The 17384-nt window shown below is 53.9% G+C and carries 14 protein-coding genes; 12 read left to right on the top strand and 2 right to left on the bottom strand.

Features of this window, described 5'->3' with window-relative positions:
* The first annotated feature begins 32 nt into the window (after positions 1-32).
* From ribD to larB, 7 genes are all read left to right on the top strand, one after another.
* Positions 33-1163, top strand: a complete 1131-nt coding sequence (ribD, locus tag MMC1_RS00865; RefSeq protein ID WP_011711868.1) for a bifunctional diaminohydroxyphosphoribosylaminopyrimidine deaminase/5-amino-6-(5-phosphoribosylamino)uracil reductase RibD — start codon at positions 33-35, stop codon at positions 1161-1163.
* Between the two features lie 207 nt (positions 1164-1370).
* A complete protein-coding gene (locus MMC1_RS00860) occupies positions 1371-2042 on the top strand; it encodes a riboflavin synthase (protein ID WP_011711867.1) in 672 nt (223 codons plus the stop codon).
* Positions 2043-2052: 10 nt separating this feature from the next.
* Positions 2053-3279, top strand: a complete 1227-nt coding sequence (locus tag MMC1_RS00855) for a bifunctional 3,4-dihydroxy-2-butanone-4-phosphate synthase/GTP cyclohydrolase II (RefSeq protein ID WP_011711866.1) — start codon at positions 2053-2055, stop codon at positions 3277-3279.
* A gap of 18 nt (positions 3280-3297) precedes the next feature.
* Positions 3298-3768: a 6,7-dimethyl-8-ribityllumazine synthase gene (ribH, locus tag MMC1_RS00850; RefSeq protein WP_011711865.1), complete on the top strand. Its 471-nt coding sequence runs from the start codon at positions 3298-3300 to the stop codon at positions 3766-3768.
* Between the two features lie 9 nt (positions 3769-3777).
* Positions 3778-4275, top strand: a complete 498-nt coding sequence (nusB, locus tag MMC1_RS00845) for a transcription antitermination factor NusB (RefSeq protein ID WP_011711864.1) — start codon at positions 3778-3780, stop codon at positions 4273-4275.
* 2 nt (positions 4276-4277) lie between these two features.
* Positions 4278-5294 carry a thiamine-phosphate kinase gene (gene thiL, locus MMC1_RS00840; protein ID WP_011711863.1) on the top strand — a complete coding sequence of 339 codons (1017 nt, stop codon included), beginning with the start codon at positions 4278-4280 and terminating at the stop codon, positions 5292-5294.
* Positions 5295-6633: 1339 nt separating this feature from the next.
* On the top strand, positions 6634-7404 hold the full coding sequence (larB, locus tag MMC1_RS00835) for a nickel pincer cofactor biosynthesis protein LarB (RefSeq protein WP_011711862.1): 771 nt from the start codon (positions 6634-6636) through the stop codon (positions 7402-7404).
* Here larB and MMC1_RS19375 read toward each other — a convergent pair.
* The gene (locus MMC1_RS19375) at positions 7382-7741 is read right to left on the bottom strand and encodes a hypothetical protein (protein ID WP_049757530.1); all 360 of its coding nucleotides are present in this window, start codon (positions 7739-7741) and stop codon (positions 7382-7384) included. The genes larB and MMC1_RS19375 overlap by 23 nt on opposite strands.
* On the opposite strand from MMC1_RS19375, the gene MMC1_RS19370 reads away from it, so the two are divergent.
* From MMC1_RS19370 to MMC1_RS00805, 5 genes are all read left to right on the top strand, one after another.
* Positions 7740-8672 (top strand): hypothetical protein, encoded by a 933-nt coding sequence (locus MMC1_RS19370; RefSeq protein WP_049757527.1) that lies wholly within the window; start codon positions 7740-7742, stop codon positions 8670-8672. The two genes, MMC1_RS19375 and MMC1_RS19370, sit on opposite strands and share 2 nt — an antisense overlap.
* A gap of 82 nt (positions 8673-8754) precedes the next feature.
* A complete protein-coding gene (locus MMC1_RS00820) occupies positions 8755-9687 on the top strand; it encodes an NAD-dependent epimerase/dehydratase family protein (protein ID WP_011711860.1) in 933 nt (310 codons plus the stop codon).
* A gap of 28 nt (positions 9688-9715) precedes the next feature.
* Positions 9716-12100 carry an AsmA family protein gene (locus tag MMC1_RS00815; RefSeq protein WP_011711859.1) on the top strand — a complete coding sequence of 795 codons (2385 nt, stop codon included), beginning with the start codon at positions 9716-9718 and terminating at the stop codon, positions 12098-12100.
* A gap of 196 nt (positions 12101-12296) precedes the next feature.
* Positions 12297-13481, top strand: coding sequence for a lipopolysaccharide assembly protein LapB (gene lapB / locus MMC1_RS00810; protein ID WP_143711320.1), 1185 nt, complete (start codon positions 12297-12299; stop codon positions 13479-13481).
* 1178 nt (positions 13482-14659) lie between these two features.
* On the top strand, positions 14660-15943 hold the full coding sequence (locus MMC1_RS00805) for a nucleoside recognition domain-containing protein (protein ID WP_011711857.1): 1284 nt from the start codon (positions 14660-14662) through the stop codon (positions 15941-15943).
* 225 nt (positions 15944-16168) lie between these two features.
* Here the strand turns inward: MMC1_RS00805 and MMC1_RS00800 are convergent, their stop codons facing one another.
* The gene (locus MMC1_RS00800) at positions 16169-17098 is read right to left on the bottom strand and encodes a PilZ domain-containing protein (protein ID WP_011711856.1); all 930 of its coding nucleotides are present in this window, start codon (positions 17096-17098) and stop codon (positions 16169-16171) included.
* Positions 17099-17384: the final 286 nt, after the last annotated feature.

Below are 17384 nucleotides of genomic sequence, written 5' to 3'. Positions count from 1 at the left end.
TCCAATATCGCCACCGTCTGAGGGTAGAGATCATGGCCAAACCCGATGCTGGTAAAGATCGCGCCTATATGGACCACGCCTTACGTTTGGCCGCACGCGGCCTAGGGCGCACACGACCCAACCCTACCGTGGGCTGTGTGATTGTAAAAGAGGATCGCATCATCGGCAGAGGGTGGCACCGCAAGGCTGGCGGCCCCCATGCTGAGGTTGAGGCTCTGCGTATGGCCGGCGAGGCGGCCCGTGGGGCTACCGCTTATGTGACCCTGGAACCATGCAGTCATCATGGCCGCACACCACCCTGCTGTGAAGGGCTGATTAAAGCAGGCATTCGGCGGGTGGTGGCTGCCATGGAAGATCCGAATCCGCTGGTCTCTGGTCAGGGTTTTCAACGCTTGAAACAGGCGGGGGTGGTGGTGCAGGTAGGGGTGCGGGAAGAAGCCGCCCAGATGTTGATCCGTCCGTTTATTACCCGTATTTTGCACAATCGACCCATGGTTACGCTGAAATCGGCGGCCTCTCTGGATGGTAAAACCGCTACCCGCGAGCGCCATAGCCAGTGGATTACTGGCGAAGCTGCCCGTAAACGAGGCCACCGTTTGCGCGATACCCATGATGTGATTTTAACCGGCATTCAAACCGTGCTGGCGGATGATCCACGACTTACCTGCCGGTTAAAGGGGGGACGGGATCCAATCCGGGTTGTGGTGGACAGCAGCTTAAAACTTTCTGAAAATGCGGGGGTTATCAATCCTGACTCCACCGCGCCGGTATGGGTGGCCACCACCTTACGGGCTCCAGAGGAGAAGCGTGCGCTGTTTGCTTTGCTGCCCGGCGTTGAGGTGATCATGTGCGCCGAGGATGATACAGGACGGGTAGATCTTTACGATCTGATGGAAAAATTGGCGAAGCGCGAGATTACCAGCGTGTTGGCTGAGGCTGGTGGTGTATTATCCGGTGCTTTATTGGACAAAAGGCTGGTGGACCGGATTGCGCTGTTCATGGCCCCGATGTTGATTGGTGGACGTGAGGCGTCGGGTATATTGGATAGCTTGGGGGCGGCTAAATTGACGGAAGCACCGCGATTGGACCATGTTACCCTGACCTCGCTGGATGGGGATCTGTTGGTTGAGGGCTGCGTGGTGTATGGTGCCACCGAAGGCTAAGGGGGAGGATGCCCAACTGAGCCATATTTGGCGGCGGGTTTGGTGGGGTTTTCTTTCTATTTTATCCTCATTTGGAGGATAATCGCGGCGATGGGTCGTGTTGAACGGTTCTTTTTATAGATTTACCTTGCATGGTTGTTGCCGTTGTAGGGTGGATGATCCACGATCTGGGGCATGGATAGCCTGTTTCAATGGAGAGCGCGAACCATGTTTACAGGATTAATTGAGACGGTTGGTCAGGTGGCGGCGCTGAGAAAGGGTCATGGTGAGTGGCAACTTTCTGTGCAGAGTGATCTGCCCATGGCTGAGGTTAAGTTGGGGGACTCTATTGCGGTAAGTGGTGCCTGTTTGACGGTGACGCAGATGGCGGGTCGTCAGTTTACGGTGGAAGTTTCTCAGGAGTCTGTTGCCAAAACCACGTTTGCTGCCCTACAGGTGGGTGCTGCGGTTAATCTGGAACGCGCCCTGCGCATGGGGGGGCGTCTGGACGGGCATTTGGTGCAGGGCCATGTGGACGCGGTGGGGTGGTTGGAGTCGCAGCAGCCCCGTGGCGGTTCGATGGAACTTTGGTTCCGTGTGCCGGGAGAGATTGGGCGCTATATTATACCCAAGGGCTCTATAGCCATTGACGGGATTAGCTTAACGGTCAATCAGGTTGCCGATGGTGAGGATGCCACACGGTTTTCGATCAATGTTATTCCGCTGACACAGCGCAAGACCACCTTGGGCGGGCTTGCGGTGGGCGGTCGGGTGAATGTAGAGACAGATCTCTTGGGTCGTTATGTTGAGCGGCTCTTACGTCGGGGTGGCAACTGCGCGGTTAAGGGTAGCGACCACGGCATCACGGAAGCGTTCTTAAAAGAGCGCGGATTTGCTTAAAGACGGTACTATGTCCGATTTCAATTCCATTACGGAAATACTGGAAGATTTTCGCCAAGGTAAGATGGTTATCTTGGTTGATGATGAGAACCGTGAAAATGAGGGCGACCTGATTGTTGCGGCGGAGTTTTGCGACGCGCCAGCGGTTAACTTTATGACCAAGCATGGTCGGGGTTTGATTTGCCTCTCCCTGACGCAGGCACGGGTCGAGAAGCTACAACTGCCTTTAATGGTGGTGGATAATGACGCCAAGTTTAAGACCGCCTTTACGGTCTCCATTGAGGCTAAGGTAGGGGTTACGACGGGCATTTCGGCGCAGGATCGGGCGCGTACCATTGAGGCCGCCATTGCGGACACCAGCGGCCCGGAGGATATATCGCGTCCGGGTCATGTTTTTCCACTGGTGGCTAAGGATGGTGGGGTTTTGGTGCGGGCTGGTCACACAGAGGCTTCGGTGGATTTGGCACGGCTGAGTGGTTTAAAGCCGGCGGCGGTGATTTGCGAGATTTTGAAGGATGACGGCACCATGGCGCGGGTGCCGGATTTGATTCCGTTGGCCAAGCAGATGGGGATCAAACTGGGGACCATTGCGGATTTGATTGCCTATCGTCGTCAGACTGAACAATTGGTGCATCGTGCGGTGGAGACACGGCTACCGAGTGCCTATGGTGGTGAGTGGAAATTGGTGGCCTATACCAATGATGTGGATCAACACCAGCATGTGGCGTTGGTTAAGGGCAATGTGGATGATGGTTCGCCGGTGTTGGTACGGGTGCATTCGGAGTGTTTGACGGGGGATATGTTTGGTTCGTTGCGGTGTGATTGTGGTCCCCAGTTACAGGCGGCGATGGAGCAGATTGGTCAAGAGGGGCGGGGTGTGATTGTCTATCTGCGGCAGGAGGGGCGCGGTATTGGATTGATCAACAAGATGCATGCTTACAATTTGCAGGATGAGGGGCAGGATACGGTTGAGGCCAACGAGGCTTTGGGTTTTTCTGCGGATTTGCGGGATTATGGTATTGGTGCGCAGATTTTGAAGGATCTGGGTGTAACCCATATGAAATTGATGACCAACAATCCGAAAAAGATTGTGGGTTTGACAGGATATGGTCTGGATGTGGTGGATCGGGTTCCGTTGGAGATTAAATCGGGCATGACCAACGAGCGCTATTTACGGGCCAAGAAGCACAAGTTGGGGCATATGCTACGGCAGTTCCCGGAATCCAACGAATCTTAACGACGAGAAGGAGAGGACATGGGCGATATTATTGAGCTGGAGGGTCATCTGACCGTTGATGGCAAGAAGTTCTGCCTGCTTTTGTCCCGTTTTAACAGCTTTATTACCGAGCGTTTGTTGGAAGGGGCGATTGATTGCATTGTGCGTCATGGTGGCAAGCGTGAGGATATTACGGTTGCGCGGGTACCGGGTGCCTTTGAGCTACCGTTGGTGGCGCAGAAGGCGGCTAAGAGTGGCAAATATGATGGTATTGTCTGTTTGGGTGCGGTAATACGTGGTTCGACGCCTCATTTTGATTATGTTTCGTCGGAGGTAACGAAGGGAGTTGCTTCGATTAGTTTGGCCTATGATATGCCCATTGGTTTTGGTGTTTTGACCACGGATACGGTGGAGCAAGCCATTGATCGGGCGGGGACCAAGGCGGGCAACAAGGGTTGGGAAGCGACCATTTCTGTTATTGAGATGATCAATCTTCTGGATGGTATGTAAGGATCGGGAATGGCGCATAAATCGGACAAGTCGGGCAAATCCCGCAACACCATGCGTCGGGGTGGACGCAGCAAATCTCGTGAGATTGCCTTACAGGTATTGTATGGCTGTGAGATTGCCCATGATCCGGTGGGGCCAGCGCTACGGAATATGCTGGAGGATCCGCATTCGGAGGGGATGGATCAGGATTATTTTAGCCAGCTGACGTTGGGGGTTGAGGCCGAGCGGGAGGTTTTGGATAGCTGGATTGGGCGTGCGGGTGCGGCTTGGTCGATGGATCGTTTTTCGGTGGTGGACCATAATATTTTACGGTTGGGTATTTATGAGTTACTCAAGCAGCCGGAGGTACCGCATCGGGTGATCCTTAACGAGGCGATTGAGTTATCCAAGCGTTTTGGTGGGGAGGAGTCCAGCCGTTTTGTTAACGGTGTGATGGACAAGGTCGCCAATTTGGTACGTGAAGAAGATGCTGCGCCTATGCGGGTGTGGGATACACAGGAGTCCTAGAGATGGGTGATAAGAGCGTTGCCAATCTGGGTGAGTTTGGGGTGATTCAGCATATTTTTGCGCCGATTCAGTCTAAGCAGGGGGAGGGTGTACAGCTTGGTATTGGGGATGATGCGGCCTGTTTGGTGGTACCGCGCACGCAGGATTTATTAGCGACCACGGACACGATGGTTGAGGGGATACATTTTAGCAGTGATGCGGATCCTTATTTATTGGGTCAGAAGGCGTTAGCGGTTAATCTTTCGGACATTGCGGCGATGGGTGGATTACCTCGTTGGTATTTGCTGTCGATGGCGGTACCTAATCGCACTTCGCAGAGTTGGTTGGAGGAGTTTGCGCGTGGGGTTAAGGCGGCTTCGGAGATGTTTCACGTGGCATTGGTTGGTGGGGACACGGTCCGTTCGAATGCGAAGATTGTGATTACGGTACAGATGTTGGGTTTGATTGGTCAGCATCGTGCGGTGGCGCGTTCGGGGGCGCAGGTTGGGGATCGTCTTTATCTTTCTGGCACGTTGGGGGATTCGGCGTTTGGTTTGGCGCATTTATTGGGTAAGTTGCCTGCTATGTTGGCGGATGATGTGAGTTATTTAAGTCGTCGTCATCATTTACCAGAGCCACGTATTCAGTTAGGCATGGCGTTACAGGATGCGGCGTTGGCGCATGCGTGTATTGATGTATCGGATGGTTTGCTTGCGGATTTGCAGCATATTTGTGAGGCGTCTCAGGTTAGTGCGGTGGTGGATGTGGAGAAGTTACCGTTTTCGGAGTCGGCGCAGCGTGTGATTGCTCAGTATGGGCGTAGTGCGTTGGAGTTGGCGTTAACGGGTGGTGAGGATTATGAGTTATTATTTGCCATATCGCCTGGGGCGGCGGATCAGGTAGAGAAGATTGTGCATCAGGTTGGGGTTTCGTTGGTTGAGATTGGTGAGGTTGTGGGGGTTGGGGAGCGGCCTGGGGTTGTGGTGCGTCAGGGTGGGGAGGTATTGAGTATTGCGCAGAGTGGTTGGACGCATTTTTAGAGCGTGGGTATGGTAGGGGGGTGTGTATTCGAGTGATCTTGAATGCCTTTATGCCCAGGGAGTCTCATTATTAAAAGGGATTGGGGGGTCTGGGGGGAAGCTCTGCTTGCCCACCCAGCGGGTGCAGGGCGGCGCCCTGCCGGGTCTGGGCAGCGCCCAGTGGGGTTCGGGGCGAAGCCCTGAGATCTTTTGATCTTTTGTAAAGCCCCGTACCGATGGAGCAAGGGTGCAGGGATTTTTTTAAGCGAGCAGGGGTTTTATAGGGGAGCGGTACGGGGCGTAGGGTAGCGATGTCACGCGCCAGCGTGGCGGGCGGTTGGGCACATGGGCGCTGGGGGGGGAAGCCGCGCACGGGCCGATGTGGTAGAGGGCATATTTGAGTGATCTTGAATGCCTTTATGCCCAGGGAGTCCCATTATTAAAAGGGATTGGGGGGTCTGGGGGGAAGCTCTGCTTGCCCACCCAGCGGGTGCAGGGCGGCGCCCTGCCGGGTCTGGGCAGCGCCCAGTGGGGTTCGGGGCGAAGCCCTGAGATCTTTTGACTTTTTTAATCTTTTGATCTTTTGTAAAGCCCCGTACCGATGGAGCAAGGGTGCAGGGATTTTTTTAAGCGAGCAGGGGTTTTGTAGGGGAGCGGTACGGGGCGTAGGGTAGCGATGTCACGCGCCAGCGTGGCGGGCGGTTGGGCACATGGTGGCTGGAGTAAAAACCTGGGCACACAGCCGCTGGGGGGGAACCTGGGCACACAGCCGCTGGGGGAGTAAAACCGATACATCCCCCAACCACAGCTCAGACCTAACCCCCGCTGGGGCATTGGGCATCCCCTCTGGGCGATCCCTTGAAAAAAGCCTCAAGGGACCCCCCAGAGGGGATTAAAAGGCTGGCTCGCTGGTCGCTTACAGGCCAAAAAAACGGCCTGTAAGCTCCCCTAGCGAAGGGCGAGCCTAAAAGCAAAAAAGTCAAAAGATCAAAAGCAAAACCCTGGGGAGAGACAGAGAACTTCTCCCCCCAGACCCCCCTCTAACCTTTTTTTAAGCATAAAAAAATCATACCGTTTTGTGCCAAGCCTGGGGAAAACGCAAAAAAGTCAAACGATCAAAAGCTAAACCCTGGGGGAAGACAGAGAACTTCTCCCCCCAGACCCCCCTCTAACCTTTTTTTAATCTTTTAAAAGCCATACCATTGGGTGCGTAAGCAGGGGGAAAACGCAAAAAAGTCAAACGATCAAAAGCTAAACCCTGGGGAAAGACAAAGAACTTCTCCCCCCAGACCCCCCCTAACCTTTTTTTAATCGTAAATTACACGATAAATTCAACACCACCCCAAAGATCTGAAATACTATGTCCCCTAACCAATTAAAAAATATGCTCGAACAGGTCGCTAACGGTACCCTAACCGTGCAAAACGCCCTGAGCCAACTCAAACACTTTCCCACAGATACCATCCAACAACAGGGACAAACCATCGCCCAATTGGATACCCACCGCGAACTGCGTCATGGCTTTCCAGAAGTTATCCTCGCCCAAGGGAAAAAATTTGCACACCTCAACGCCATCACCAGCCGCGCCCTCAACCATAAACGTAACCTGCTCATTACCCGTATCGGGAAAAAACGGGCCGCAAAATTACTAGCCAATCACCCCCAACTAACCCACCACCCCCTGCCCCGCTGTGTCACCTGGCAACCCACAGCCAATCAACCCAATATCGGCCTGGTCGCCGTGCTCTGCGCCGGAACCAGTGACCTCGCCGTCGCCGAAGAAGCCGCCCTCACCGCCCGCATGCTGGGTGCCCAAGTCGAAACCCACTACGACGCCGGAGTGGCCGGGCTACACCGTCTGCTCGCCGCCTCCACATTGCTGCAAACCGCACGGGTCTTTATCGTCGTGGCCGGTATGGAAGGTGCCCTGCCCTCCGTGGTCGGCGGACTGGTCGACCGCCCCGTCATCGCCGTGCCTACCTCCCAAGGATACGGCGCCTCCCTAGGCGGTATCGCCGCCCTGCTGGGTATGCTCAATAGCTGCGCCTCCAATGTCACCACCGTTAATATTGATAACGGCTTCGGCGCAGGCTACGTGGCCGCCCTCATTAACCGAACATCCATGCCATAAAAAATGAGGCTGCAAACAAGCCACTTACGCCATATTTTACCCAAGCAACAACCATCCTAATCCTGAGACCCACCTCTAAAGCCAAAGCATCGGTTTTTACCAAACACCACACACAATCGGGTAAAAGCAGGAAAAAATGGGGAGTGTGGGTTGACTTCCGCTTGAGGGTGGCATTCAATGATTTTTGTATGGGTCCGGTTGCTTTTTTGATAGCACCGACGGAACCACCCTCTGGGTGAAACAGACAGCGCATTTTCCAGTACAAATGCGCCGTACAACAATCAAGGGGACGCAACATGGAACCGTTAGCTTGGATCGGAATCGCATTGGGCACCATGGCCGTGTGGTTCCTTTGGGAACGCGGTGCCAATAAGCCTTCAGCACCACCTCCACCACCGCCGCAACCAAGACGGGAGAACCCCAAACAGACCGTCCTGCCACCCGAGCCCAAACCCGAGCCCAAACCTAAAGCGGCACCCGCCACGGTGACGGTTGAGGCCGTTGCAGAACCCGATATAGAACCCATACCAGCCTCTCCCCCGGTCGCTGAACCCTGCGTGACACCCACCGCCGAAGCTGTCCCCGAAAAAGAGGCACCACCACCCATAACCCCCACCAAACCCTTGGTGGAAAAAACCGTTGAACCCGTGACCGAACCCTTGGTGGAAAAAACCGTTGAACCCGTGACCGAACCCATATCCGTTGCTCAACCAAAGTCCAGAGCCAACGATCAAAAAAATGCTCTTTCTGAAGCAAAAGAGTTGATGCTGCCCATACTGTCAGACAAATACGACAAGAGCTACCAGGGTAAAAACCCCCTAGATGAAAACGTTGAATCCCGTATGAACCCCGCTCAACAGATCTGTAGCTGTGCGGATTTTGTACAAAACAGAAAAGATTATCCGCTGGGGGATATCCGTCGGGTGTGCGCCTGTCAAGCGCTTAAACTGACCCAAATTCGGGCCAAATCCTGTTACGAACCCCTCGTTTGGTGCGCCATTATCGGGGGTAAACAGAGAGATTTAAGCCACTTTTACCAGACTGATCTGCTGGGGGACCCTGCCGGTATCGGCTTTATTCCGGGTGGCTCGGTGGTGGCTCTACATACCCGCGCACCAAAACGAGGCGATGACCAAGGTCACGCGACCGGTGACTATAAGGTGTTTGAATATGATTTGAGTAGCCGTGAATGGCTGGAACCTGCACCGCCAATACACCTTGCCGAGGTTGCGCAACCCATGTTAGACGACCTGTTTAATACACATTAAGGGCAGTACACTTTTTCATAAGCCCCCTTGTACCCTAAGGGCCACAAAGGGGCTTTTTACATGGGTAGGATTATTCACTCTTATGGCAACTTACTTGATTACCGGTGGATGTGGTTTTATCGGATCTCATCTGGCGGATGCCCTGCTGGCCCGGGGTGATGGCGTACGAATTTTAGATGATCTCTCCACCGGTAAACGGGAGAATGTGCAGGGGACCTGTGAGATAATCCTCGGTGATGTGGCCGACAGCCAAACCGTTCGGCAGGCTATGCAAGGGGTAGATGGCTGTTTTCATCTGGCCGCAGTGGCTTCGGTGGCGCGCTCCAATGAAGATTGGGTAGGCACCCACCGCATTAACCAAACCGGCTCGGTTAATGTGTTTGATGCCGCGCGACACGCCAAAGATGGGCAACCCGTACCGGTGGTGTACGCCTCTTCGGCGGCAACCTATGGCGCGTGCCAAACACTGCCTATTCACGAAGATGCCCCCCGTAACCCCCTAACCGCTTATGGCGCCGATAAGCTGGGTTCGGAACTGCACGCGGTGGTCGCCAGTGGTGTGCATGGTGTGCCGACCTGCGGTTTTCGTTTTTTTAATGTGTATGGCCCCAGGCAAGATCCCAGCTCCCCTTACTCTGGCGTGATCTCCATTTTTACCAACCGCATGCGGGTTGGTCAGGATGTCACCATCTTTGGTGATGGCGGACAGACTCGGGATTTTGTCTATGTGGCCGATGTGGTGGCGCATCTGCTGGCAGGTATGGACCGTGCGACGGGTGAGGCTAAGGTTTACAATGTCTGCACCGGTCGAGAAATCACCCTTTTGCAACTTGCCCTGATGATTCGGTCACTGCTTGATAGCAAGATTGCCATTCACCATGGAGAGCCCCGCGCGGGGGATATTCGTGAATCGTTGGGGGATCCCCGTCGCGCAACCGCTGAATTAGGGGTTCGTGCTGAGATTACGTTGGAAGATGGACTTAAACGGCTGCTGGATAGCTTAAAAAACGGTTAAAAAATCCTCCATTTTTGGGAGAGTGTTGATGAAAAAGCTGTTAATTGCGCTTATATCACTGATCGTCTTGGTTATTGTGGTTTTGGTGGCAATCCCTCTGTTTGTGGACCCCAATGAACACAAACCCTTGATTGCAGAAAAAGTACACGAAGCAACGGGGCGGACATTAAGTTTAAATGGAAATTTGCACCTCTCCTTATTTCCCTGGGCAGGTGTTACGATTGAAGCGGCTGAATTGGGCAACCCTGCGGATATCGGGGTTGGTCAAGCCATGGTCAAACTCAACAAGGTTGATGTACGGGTTAAGCTGATGCCCCTGCTCTCCAAGCAGGTGGTGGTGGACCGTATTATTATTGATGGCCTAGAGGCTCACCTTATCCGGGATAAACACGGTAAAGACAACTGGAGCGATTTAAGCGGTGGTGGCAAGGGTGCCCAAACCGATACCGCAGCGCCCCAGGCCGGTGGTACCAACCAAGAGAAAGCCGCTGGCTCCAGCCCCTTGGCGGGTTTAAGTCTGGGTGGCGTAGAGATTAGCAATGCCAAGGTGAGCTTTCGGGATGAGCAGGCAGATTTAGTGGCCAGTTTAAACCCGCTTAATCTTGCCACTGGGGCGGTCGCGCTAGGGCAACCGGTAGATCTTACGCTGGATGCCAAGCTGGCTAAGCGCAGCATTAGCGGAAAGGGTGAAGCGCTGGATGTGGGGGTTCAGTTTAGTGGTCAGCTACAGCCTGCGGCGGATATGCAATCTTTGCTGCTTAACGGCATGAAGTTGATGATCGAGACCACTGCTAAGGGTTTACCGGTTACGAAGGTTCAGACCCAGCTCAGCGCGGATGTTGCGGTGGATCTCAAGGGTGGCACGGTTAAGATAAGCCGCAACAAACTGGCCATTGAGGCCGAGGGCAGCCCAGAGTTGGGTATGGATACGGTGCGTGCGGCGTTGACGGGCTCCATAGGGGTTAATCTGGAGCCCTTAACGATTGAGATCAGCGGGTTGGATCTGACGGTTCAGGGCAATGGTGGCAAACTGCCTGGGGGTTCGGTGGATCTGCATATGGCTGCGGATCTACTGGCCAACATGGCGGCGGGCACGGTTGGGGTTAAGAATCTGCGGTTGGAAGGTTTTGAGCAGCAGTTAAAAGCCAGTGGTGATGTGGATGTCAGCAATCTGAATGGTGATCCACGGGTGGGTTGGCAGTTGACGATGCAACCCACTTCGCCTAAGGGTTTGATGAGCAAGTTGGGTTTACCGGCGCTGCAAACGGCTGATCCCACCGCGTTGACCAAGCTGGCACTGGCGATTCAGGGTAAGTTAGAGATGGCTGGGGCGGGTTCGGTGGCGTTAAGTAAGTTTGATCTTACATTGGATGATACGCACCTTACCGGCACGGTTTCGGCACCCCGTTTGGATGGCACTGCGGCCCGCTTTGATTTACGCGGGGATGGGCTTAATTTGGACCGTTATATGATGACGGCTGGTGGAGAGGGTGCGAAGGCGGCTCAACCGAATTCGACGGCTGAGGGTAAAGCGGCAGCAACGGGTGATGAGATCCTTATTGATCAAGCGACCATGGCACAGTTACGCAAGTTAGATATTAAGGGTCAGATTGTGTTGGACCGTTTAACGGCGGCTAAGGGTCACTTTGAGAAGGTGACGATCAAGGTGGATGCTGGTGATGGTGTGCTGAAGTTGAATCCTTTTTCGGTCAACCTTTACAAGGGTTCTTTGGTGACCACGGGGCAGATGGATGTTCGTGGCAACGAGCCTAAGATGGCGTTTAGAAAGGTTTTGCAGGGCGTACAGGTAGGGGATATGCTCAAGGAGATGGCGGATGTCACGCTGATTACGGGTCAGGCGGATTTGGATTTGGACACCACCACCCAGGGCAGCACCATGAAGGGGTTAAAGCGGCATGTGAATGGTCGCATTCAGGGTGGTGTAACCAAGGGCACATTACAGGGTTTGGATATTCTGGGTCAGATCAAGGCGGCGTATGCCATGGCGCGTGGCAAACCGGCGCCTAGTGGGGGTTCTAAGGATACGGCGTTTGATGATATGCTTTTGGATGCACGTATTGTGGATGGTGTGATCCAGCATGAGCGTTTAAAGGTCAGTTCTAATGATCTGATTATGGAGGGCAAGGGCACGGTGGATCTGGCGGAGGAGCAGTTAGATTATCACATGGAGGCCAAGGTACGTAATTTGGGTGGGGATGGTAAGTCGTTGACGGTGCCGGTATTGGTCAAGGGTAGCTGGAACAGTCCTGGTGTATCGGTGGATACGGCGGCGTTGCTGCAATCGTTGGCTAAGGAGCAGGCGCAGGATAAGATCAACGATGTGTTGGATAAAAAATTGGGGGATAAGGCGGCGCCGGTTAAACAGTTATTGAAGGGTTTAAAGCTGTTTTAAGCGGGGTTGAGAGGGTTATGTGTAGCCGGGGGGCTGGTGTTTTGACACTGGCCCCTTTTTGGTGTTTGCCCCGTGACCTCTTAGAAGGAGAGTGTAATAGTAGGGGGCTTGCTTCCATTTTGGTTGGGGTAGGTTAGCGGCTAGCTCGGTTGGTGTTGGGTGGTATGAACCTTTTACTGTGCGTATTGATGGTGTGATGACATTCTCCTTTTTTGTTGAGTGGGCACCGTGGATTGTGATGGGGTTGATTCTTTTTGGGATCGGCTACCGCATGGGTCAACATGCTCCGATGGAAGATATGGAGGAGATGGCGCGTCGTCGTGATGCGGCGTTTACGTATCGTGGTTTAAATTTTTTGCTTAATGATGAGCCGGACAAGGCGATTGAGGCGTTTAGTCAGGCGGTACGGGTGAATTCGGAGACGGTAGAGGTTTATTTATCGTTGGCGAATTTATTTTTGAAGCAGGGGGAGTTAGGTCGGGCGATACGGATGCATCAAAATTTATTGGAGCGTCCGAATTTGAGTCGCGAGACTCGTATTGCGGCGTTGTATGGTTTGGGTGAGGATTATCGTAAGAGTGGTTTTGTGGATCGCGCGGTGCATGCGTATCATCAGACATTGGAGGTAGATCCTGGTCATTTAAAGGCGTTGAGGGCGTTGATGACGCTGCATGAGAACGAGAAGCGGTGGGATAAAGCGTTAGAGATGTTGGAGCGTATTCGCAAGGTGACGGGGGATGAGGATCCACGGCGTGCGGCGCATTTACGGGTACAGATTGGGCGTGAGCAGTTACGTCATGATGTTGCACCGCCGTCGGTGGAGGATGCGACGCGTAATTTTGAGCGTGCGATTGAGGTACATCCTGGTTGTGTTGAGGCACGACGTATTATGGCGGAGGTTGCGTTAAAGGGGGGGGATCCTGGGCATGCGGTTGATTTATTAAAGGAGTTACGTCACACGCGGCCTGGGCACATGTTTTTATTGGTTGATATATTACGTCGTTCTTATGATGCATTGGAGGATCGGTGTGGTTTTGAGTCATGTATGGACGAGGCGGCGCATGCGCAGAGTGCGTCACCGCAATTGATGGTACAGTGGGGCAAGTGGTTGGAGGCGGAGGGGCGTTTGGAGGAGGTATCGGCGTTGTTGGAGATGGGTTTAAGGCGGCGTCCGGATTCGGCGGTATTGGCGCAGTGGTATGTTGCTTTTTTGGGGCGTCATGGTCGTTCTGATGAGGGTTTATTGGTTGCTACGCGGTGTTTGGATGGCATTGTGGGGCGTCAGCCTAATTTTCGTTGCACGCATTGTGGGTTTGAGAGTCATGAGATTTATTGGCGTTGTCCGCAGTGTCATGAGTGGGATGAGATGGAGCCGTTGTAGGGGGTGGTAGAGGGGATCTTGAATGCCTTTATGCCCAGGGAGTCTCATTATTAAAAGGGATTGGGGGGTCTGGGGGGAAGCTCTGCTTGCCCGCCCAGCGGGTGCAGGGCGGCGCCCAGTGGGGTTCGGGGCGAAGCCCTGAGATCTTTTGACTTTTTTAATCTTTTAATCTTTTGTAAAGCCCCGTACCGATGGAGCAAGGGTGCAGGGATTTTTTTAAGCGAGCAGGGGTTTTGTAGGGGTGCGGTACGGGGCGTAGGGTAGCGATGTCACGCGCCAGCGTGGCGGGCGGTTGGGCACATGGGCGTTGGGGGGAAACCGTGCACGGGCCGATGTGGTAGAGGGCATATTTGAGTGATCTTGAATGCCTTTATGCCCAGGGAGTCCCATTATTAAAAGGGATTGGGGGGTCTGGGGGGAAGCTCTGCTTGCCCGCCCAGCGGGTGCAGGGCGGCGCCCTGCCGGGTCTGGGCGGCGCCCAGTGGGGTTCGGGGCGAAGCCCTGAGATCTTTTGACTTTTTTAATCTTTTAATCTTTTGTAAAGCCCCGTACCGATGGAGCAAGGGTGCAGGGATTTTGTAGGGGTGCGGTACGGGGCGTAGGGTAGCGATGTCACGCGCCAGCGTGGCGGGCGGTTGGGCACATGGGCGTTGGGGGGAAACCTGGGCACACAGCCGCTGGGGGGAAACCTGGGCACACAGCCGCTGGGGGGGAACCTGGGCACACAGCCGCTGGGGGGAAACCTGGGCACACAGCCGCTGGGGGGGAACCTAGGCACACAGCCGCTGGGGGGGAACCTAGGCACACAGCCGCTGGGGGGGAACCTGGGCACACAGCCGCTGGGAGAGTAAAACCGATACATCCCCCAACCACAGCTCAGCCTAACCCCCGCTGGGGCATTGGGCATCCCCTCTGGGCGATCCCTTGAAAAAAGCCTCAAGGGACCCCCCAGAGGGGATTAAAAGGCTGGCTCGCTGGTCGCTTACAGGCCAAAAAAACGGCCTGTAAGCTCCCCTAGCGAAGGGCGAGCCTAAAAGCAAAAAAGTCAAAAGATCAAAAGCAAAACCCTGGGGAGAGACAGAGAACTTCTCCCCCCAGACCCCCCTCTAACCTTTTTTTAAGCATAAAAAAACTTACCCATTACCCATACCATTAGATGCCAAACCCCTAGGAAAACCATGAACGGTATCTTCATCGCCCTGATCTTCATCGCCTTCAGCATGGCCGCCTTCAACACCCTCACCGGTGATGCCACCGCCATGCAAGCCCTCTCCACCGCTATGGTCGACGCCGCCAAAAGCTCCGTCGATCTCGCCCTCGGCCTAGTCGGCGTCATGGCCCTCTTCCTCGGCCTCATGAAAGTCGTCGAAAAAGGCGGACTACTCACCATCCTCGCTAAACTTATCCGACCCCTCATGATCCGACTCTTCCCCGAAATTCCCCCTAACCACCCCGCTATGGGCGCCATGATCCTTAACCTCGCCGCTAATGCCCTCGGCCTCGGTAATGCCGCTACCCCCTTCGGCATCCGCGCCATGCAAGCCCTCGATAGCCTAAACCCTCAAAAAGGAACCGCCACCAACAGTATGGCCCTGTTCCTCGCCATCAATACCAGCTCCGTCACCCTGCTGCCCACCGGCGTCATCACCCTGCGTGCCGCCGCCGGTAGCCTCGACCCCGCCGCCATCCTACCAACCACCCTGTTCGCGACCATCTGCTCAACAACCGTCGCCATCCTCGCCGCCCGCCTCTACCAACGCTTCTCACCAGCACCCACCAGTCAAACCAATAACGCTGAAAATATTACTATGGACGATTCTTTAAGTATTGATCAAAAAGAGATGCTGCAAAATAGCCACACCGCGACCTCCACCACCGCCTCCTACCTGTTCCTCGCTGCAATCCTCTGTCTCGTGCCCCTTACCATCCTCTACGGCAAAGCCATCTCACCCTGGGTCATGCCCGGACTTATGGTGGGCATGCTGGGTTTTGGTATGCTACGCGGTGTTAAAGTCTATGAAGCGTTTATCGAAGGTGCAAAAGAAGGGTTCGATGTCGCCTTGAAAATTATTCCCTATCTCGTTGCGATTCTCGTCGCCGTTGGCATGTTCCGCGCCAGCGGTGCCATGAACCTGCTCATCGGCCTGCTCTCCCCCATCACCAGCTGGTTCGGCCTGCCCGCAGAAGCTCTACCCATGGCCCTGCTGCGTCCCCTCTCCGGCTCTGGTGCCTACGGTATCCTCGCCGATACCATCCAAAACCCCGCCATCGGCCCCGATAGCTACGTTGGTCTGCTGGTCAGTACCCTGCAAGGATCCACCGAAACCACCTTTTACGTGCTCGCCGTCTACTTTGGCGCGGTGCAAATCAAGCGGGTTCGCCACGCCCTAGCCACCGCCCTAACCGCCGATCTGGCCGGGATCTTGGCCGCTGTCTTTATCTGCCATCTGCTGTTTGCATGATGACTCGCCCCTAAAATCAGGCACACCAAAACAGATCATCCCGCTGCTTGCAGCGGGATGATTCAACCCAATCCACTCTCCTAACCCGGATATTTCATGAATCCCTTCGATGATCGCGTAGAGATCTGGATTTTAAAGATCAAGCGAGAGCGTCTGGGATTCATGAAATATCCGGGCTAACCCATCAACCACACACCGAGACTCTATCATCCCCTACTCTGAAAACTACCCTAATAAAGCCGATTTAATCTTATCCAACAAAGAGTGTCCCTCATGGGGGGATTTGGCGTGAAAATTTCCTTGATCCCCTTTACTAAGGGCCTGTTTACGGAGAAATTCACGCTCCACAAATCCATACAACTCGCCCACCTGCATCGCCTTGAGCGCGCTGCTAATCTGAAACTGCACACCACAACGCTGACCCTTAGGGCAAATCTGTTGATCATTGGCAGAACCGTAATTGCGCACATAGCCCATTAACTCAAAATCAGGGTTGCTGGGTAACTCCATCACCAATCCAGATTTGGTCTTAATTTCATGCTGGTGTTGCACTTCTAAGGAGGGGGGCACCTTGATCTTAAAATTCATGGGTGTACCCGCAGGGATAGGCTCCATATCCGACGGAAAACAGATCGCCATCCCTCCCACCGACAGATCCATAATACGGGCCTTCATCGGCTCAACAATACCAATCTCCAGTTCAGGTATAACCTTTACCCGAAAATGCCGCCGCTGATCCCACGCTTCCATGGTGGTAGGAAAGCCCAACTTATAGGCGTGTTGACCCCCAATCTCGATCGGCTCAATCAACACAACATAGCTCTCAATGGCTTTTTTGCCATTGTAAAAGCGCAGCCGCAGCAGACTGCCCGGTACCATGTTTTCGTTGGACTCTTCAGGAACCACCCGAGCAATCACCAGATGATCCTTGGCACTAAGGTAGGAAAAGGGCTGATATTTAGACTTCTCCGCAACCTCTCCGTCAACGGCTTGAGGGGGATGATCAAGAAAACGGGTGAACAAAACTTCACTGCGATTATTGACCTGAACCTCTAGGTTACTGCCTTCCTCAAGGGCCTTTTTAATCAACGAGATAACCTTTTTATCCGTTATGCGCTCCTTGGATTTTACCGGTGCCGTTGATGGTTGGCTCATGTGGTATCACCTTTTACGATTGTGGCATCAACCCAATCCTACGTAACAAACAACTAAGCTGGATGTGACTAAGCACCTTACCCCCTAGCTGAATATTTACACGCCTTTAAAAACACCTCTAAAGCTTATACCCTATGCTACTTATCGGTTTTGCTATCCTGCTTATTAAGCGGCTTTGCACTTTATGGATGACGCTACAACGCCAATGGGCTAACCTACCCAACCAAACCGTTTTAATTTAACACACAACGTACCACAGCATAGGCAAAATTACCGGCTTATGGGT

The organism is Magnetococcus marinus MC-1, from assembly GCF_000014865.1.
In the GTDB taxonomy this organism is placed as follows: domain Bacteria; phylum Pseudomonadota; class Magnetococcia; order Magnetococcales; family Magnetococcaceae; genus Magnetococcus; species Magnetococcus marinus.
The sequence above is the reverse complement of the archived record's forward strand: the minus strand, read 5'-3'. Positions and strand labels throughout refer to the sequence as shown.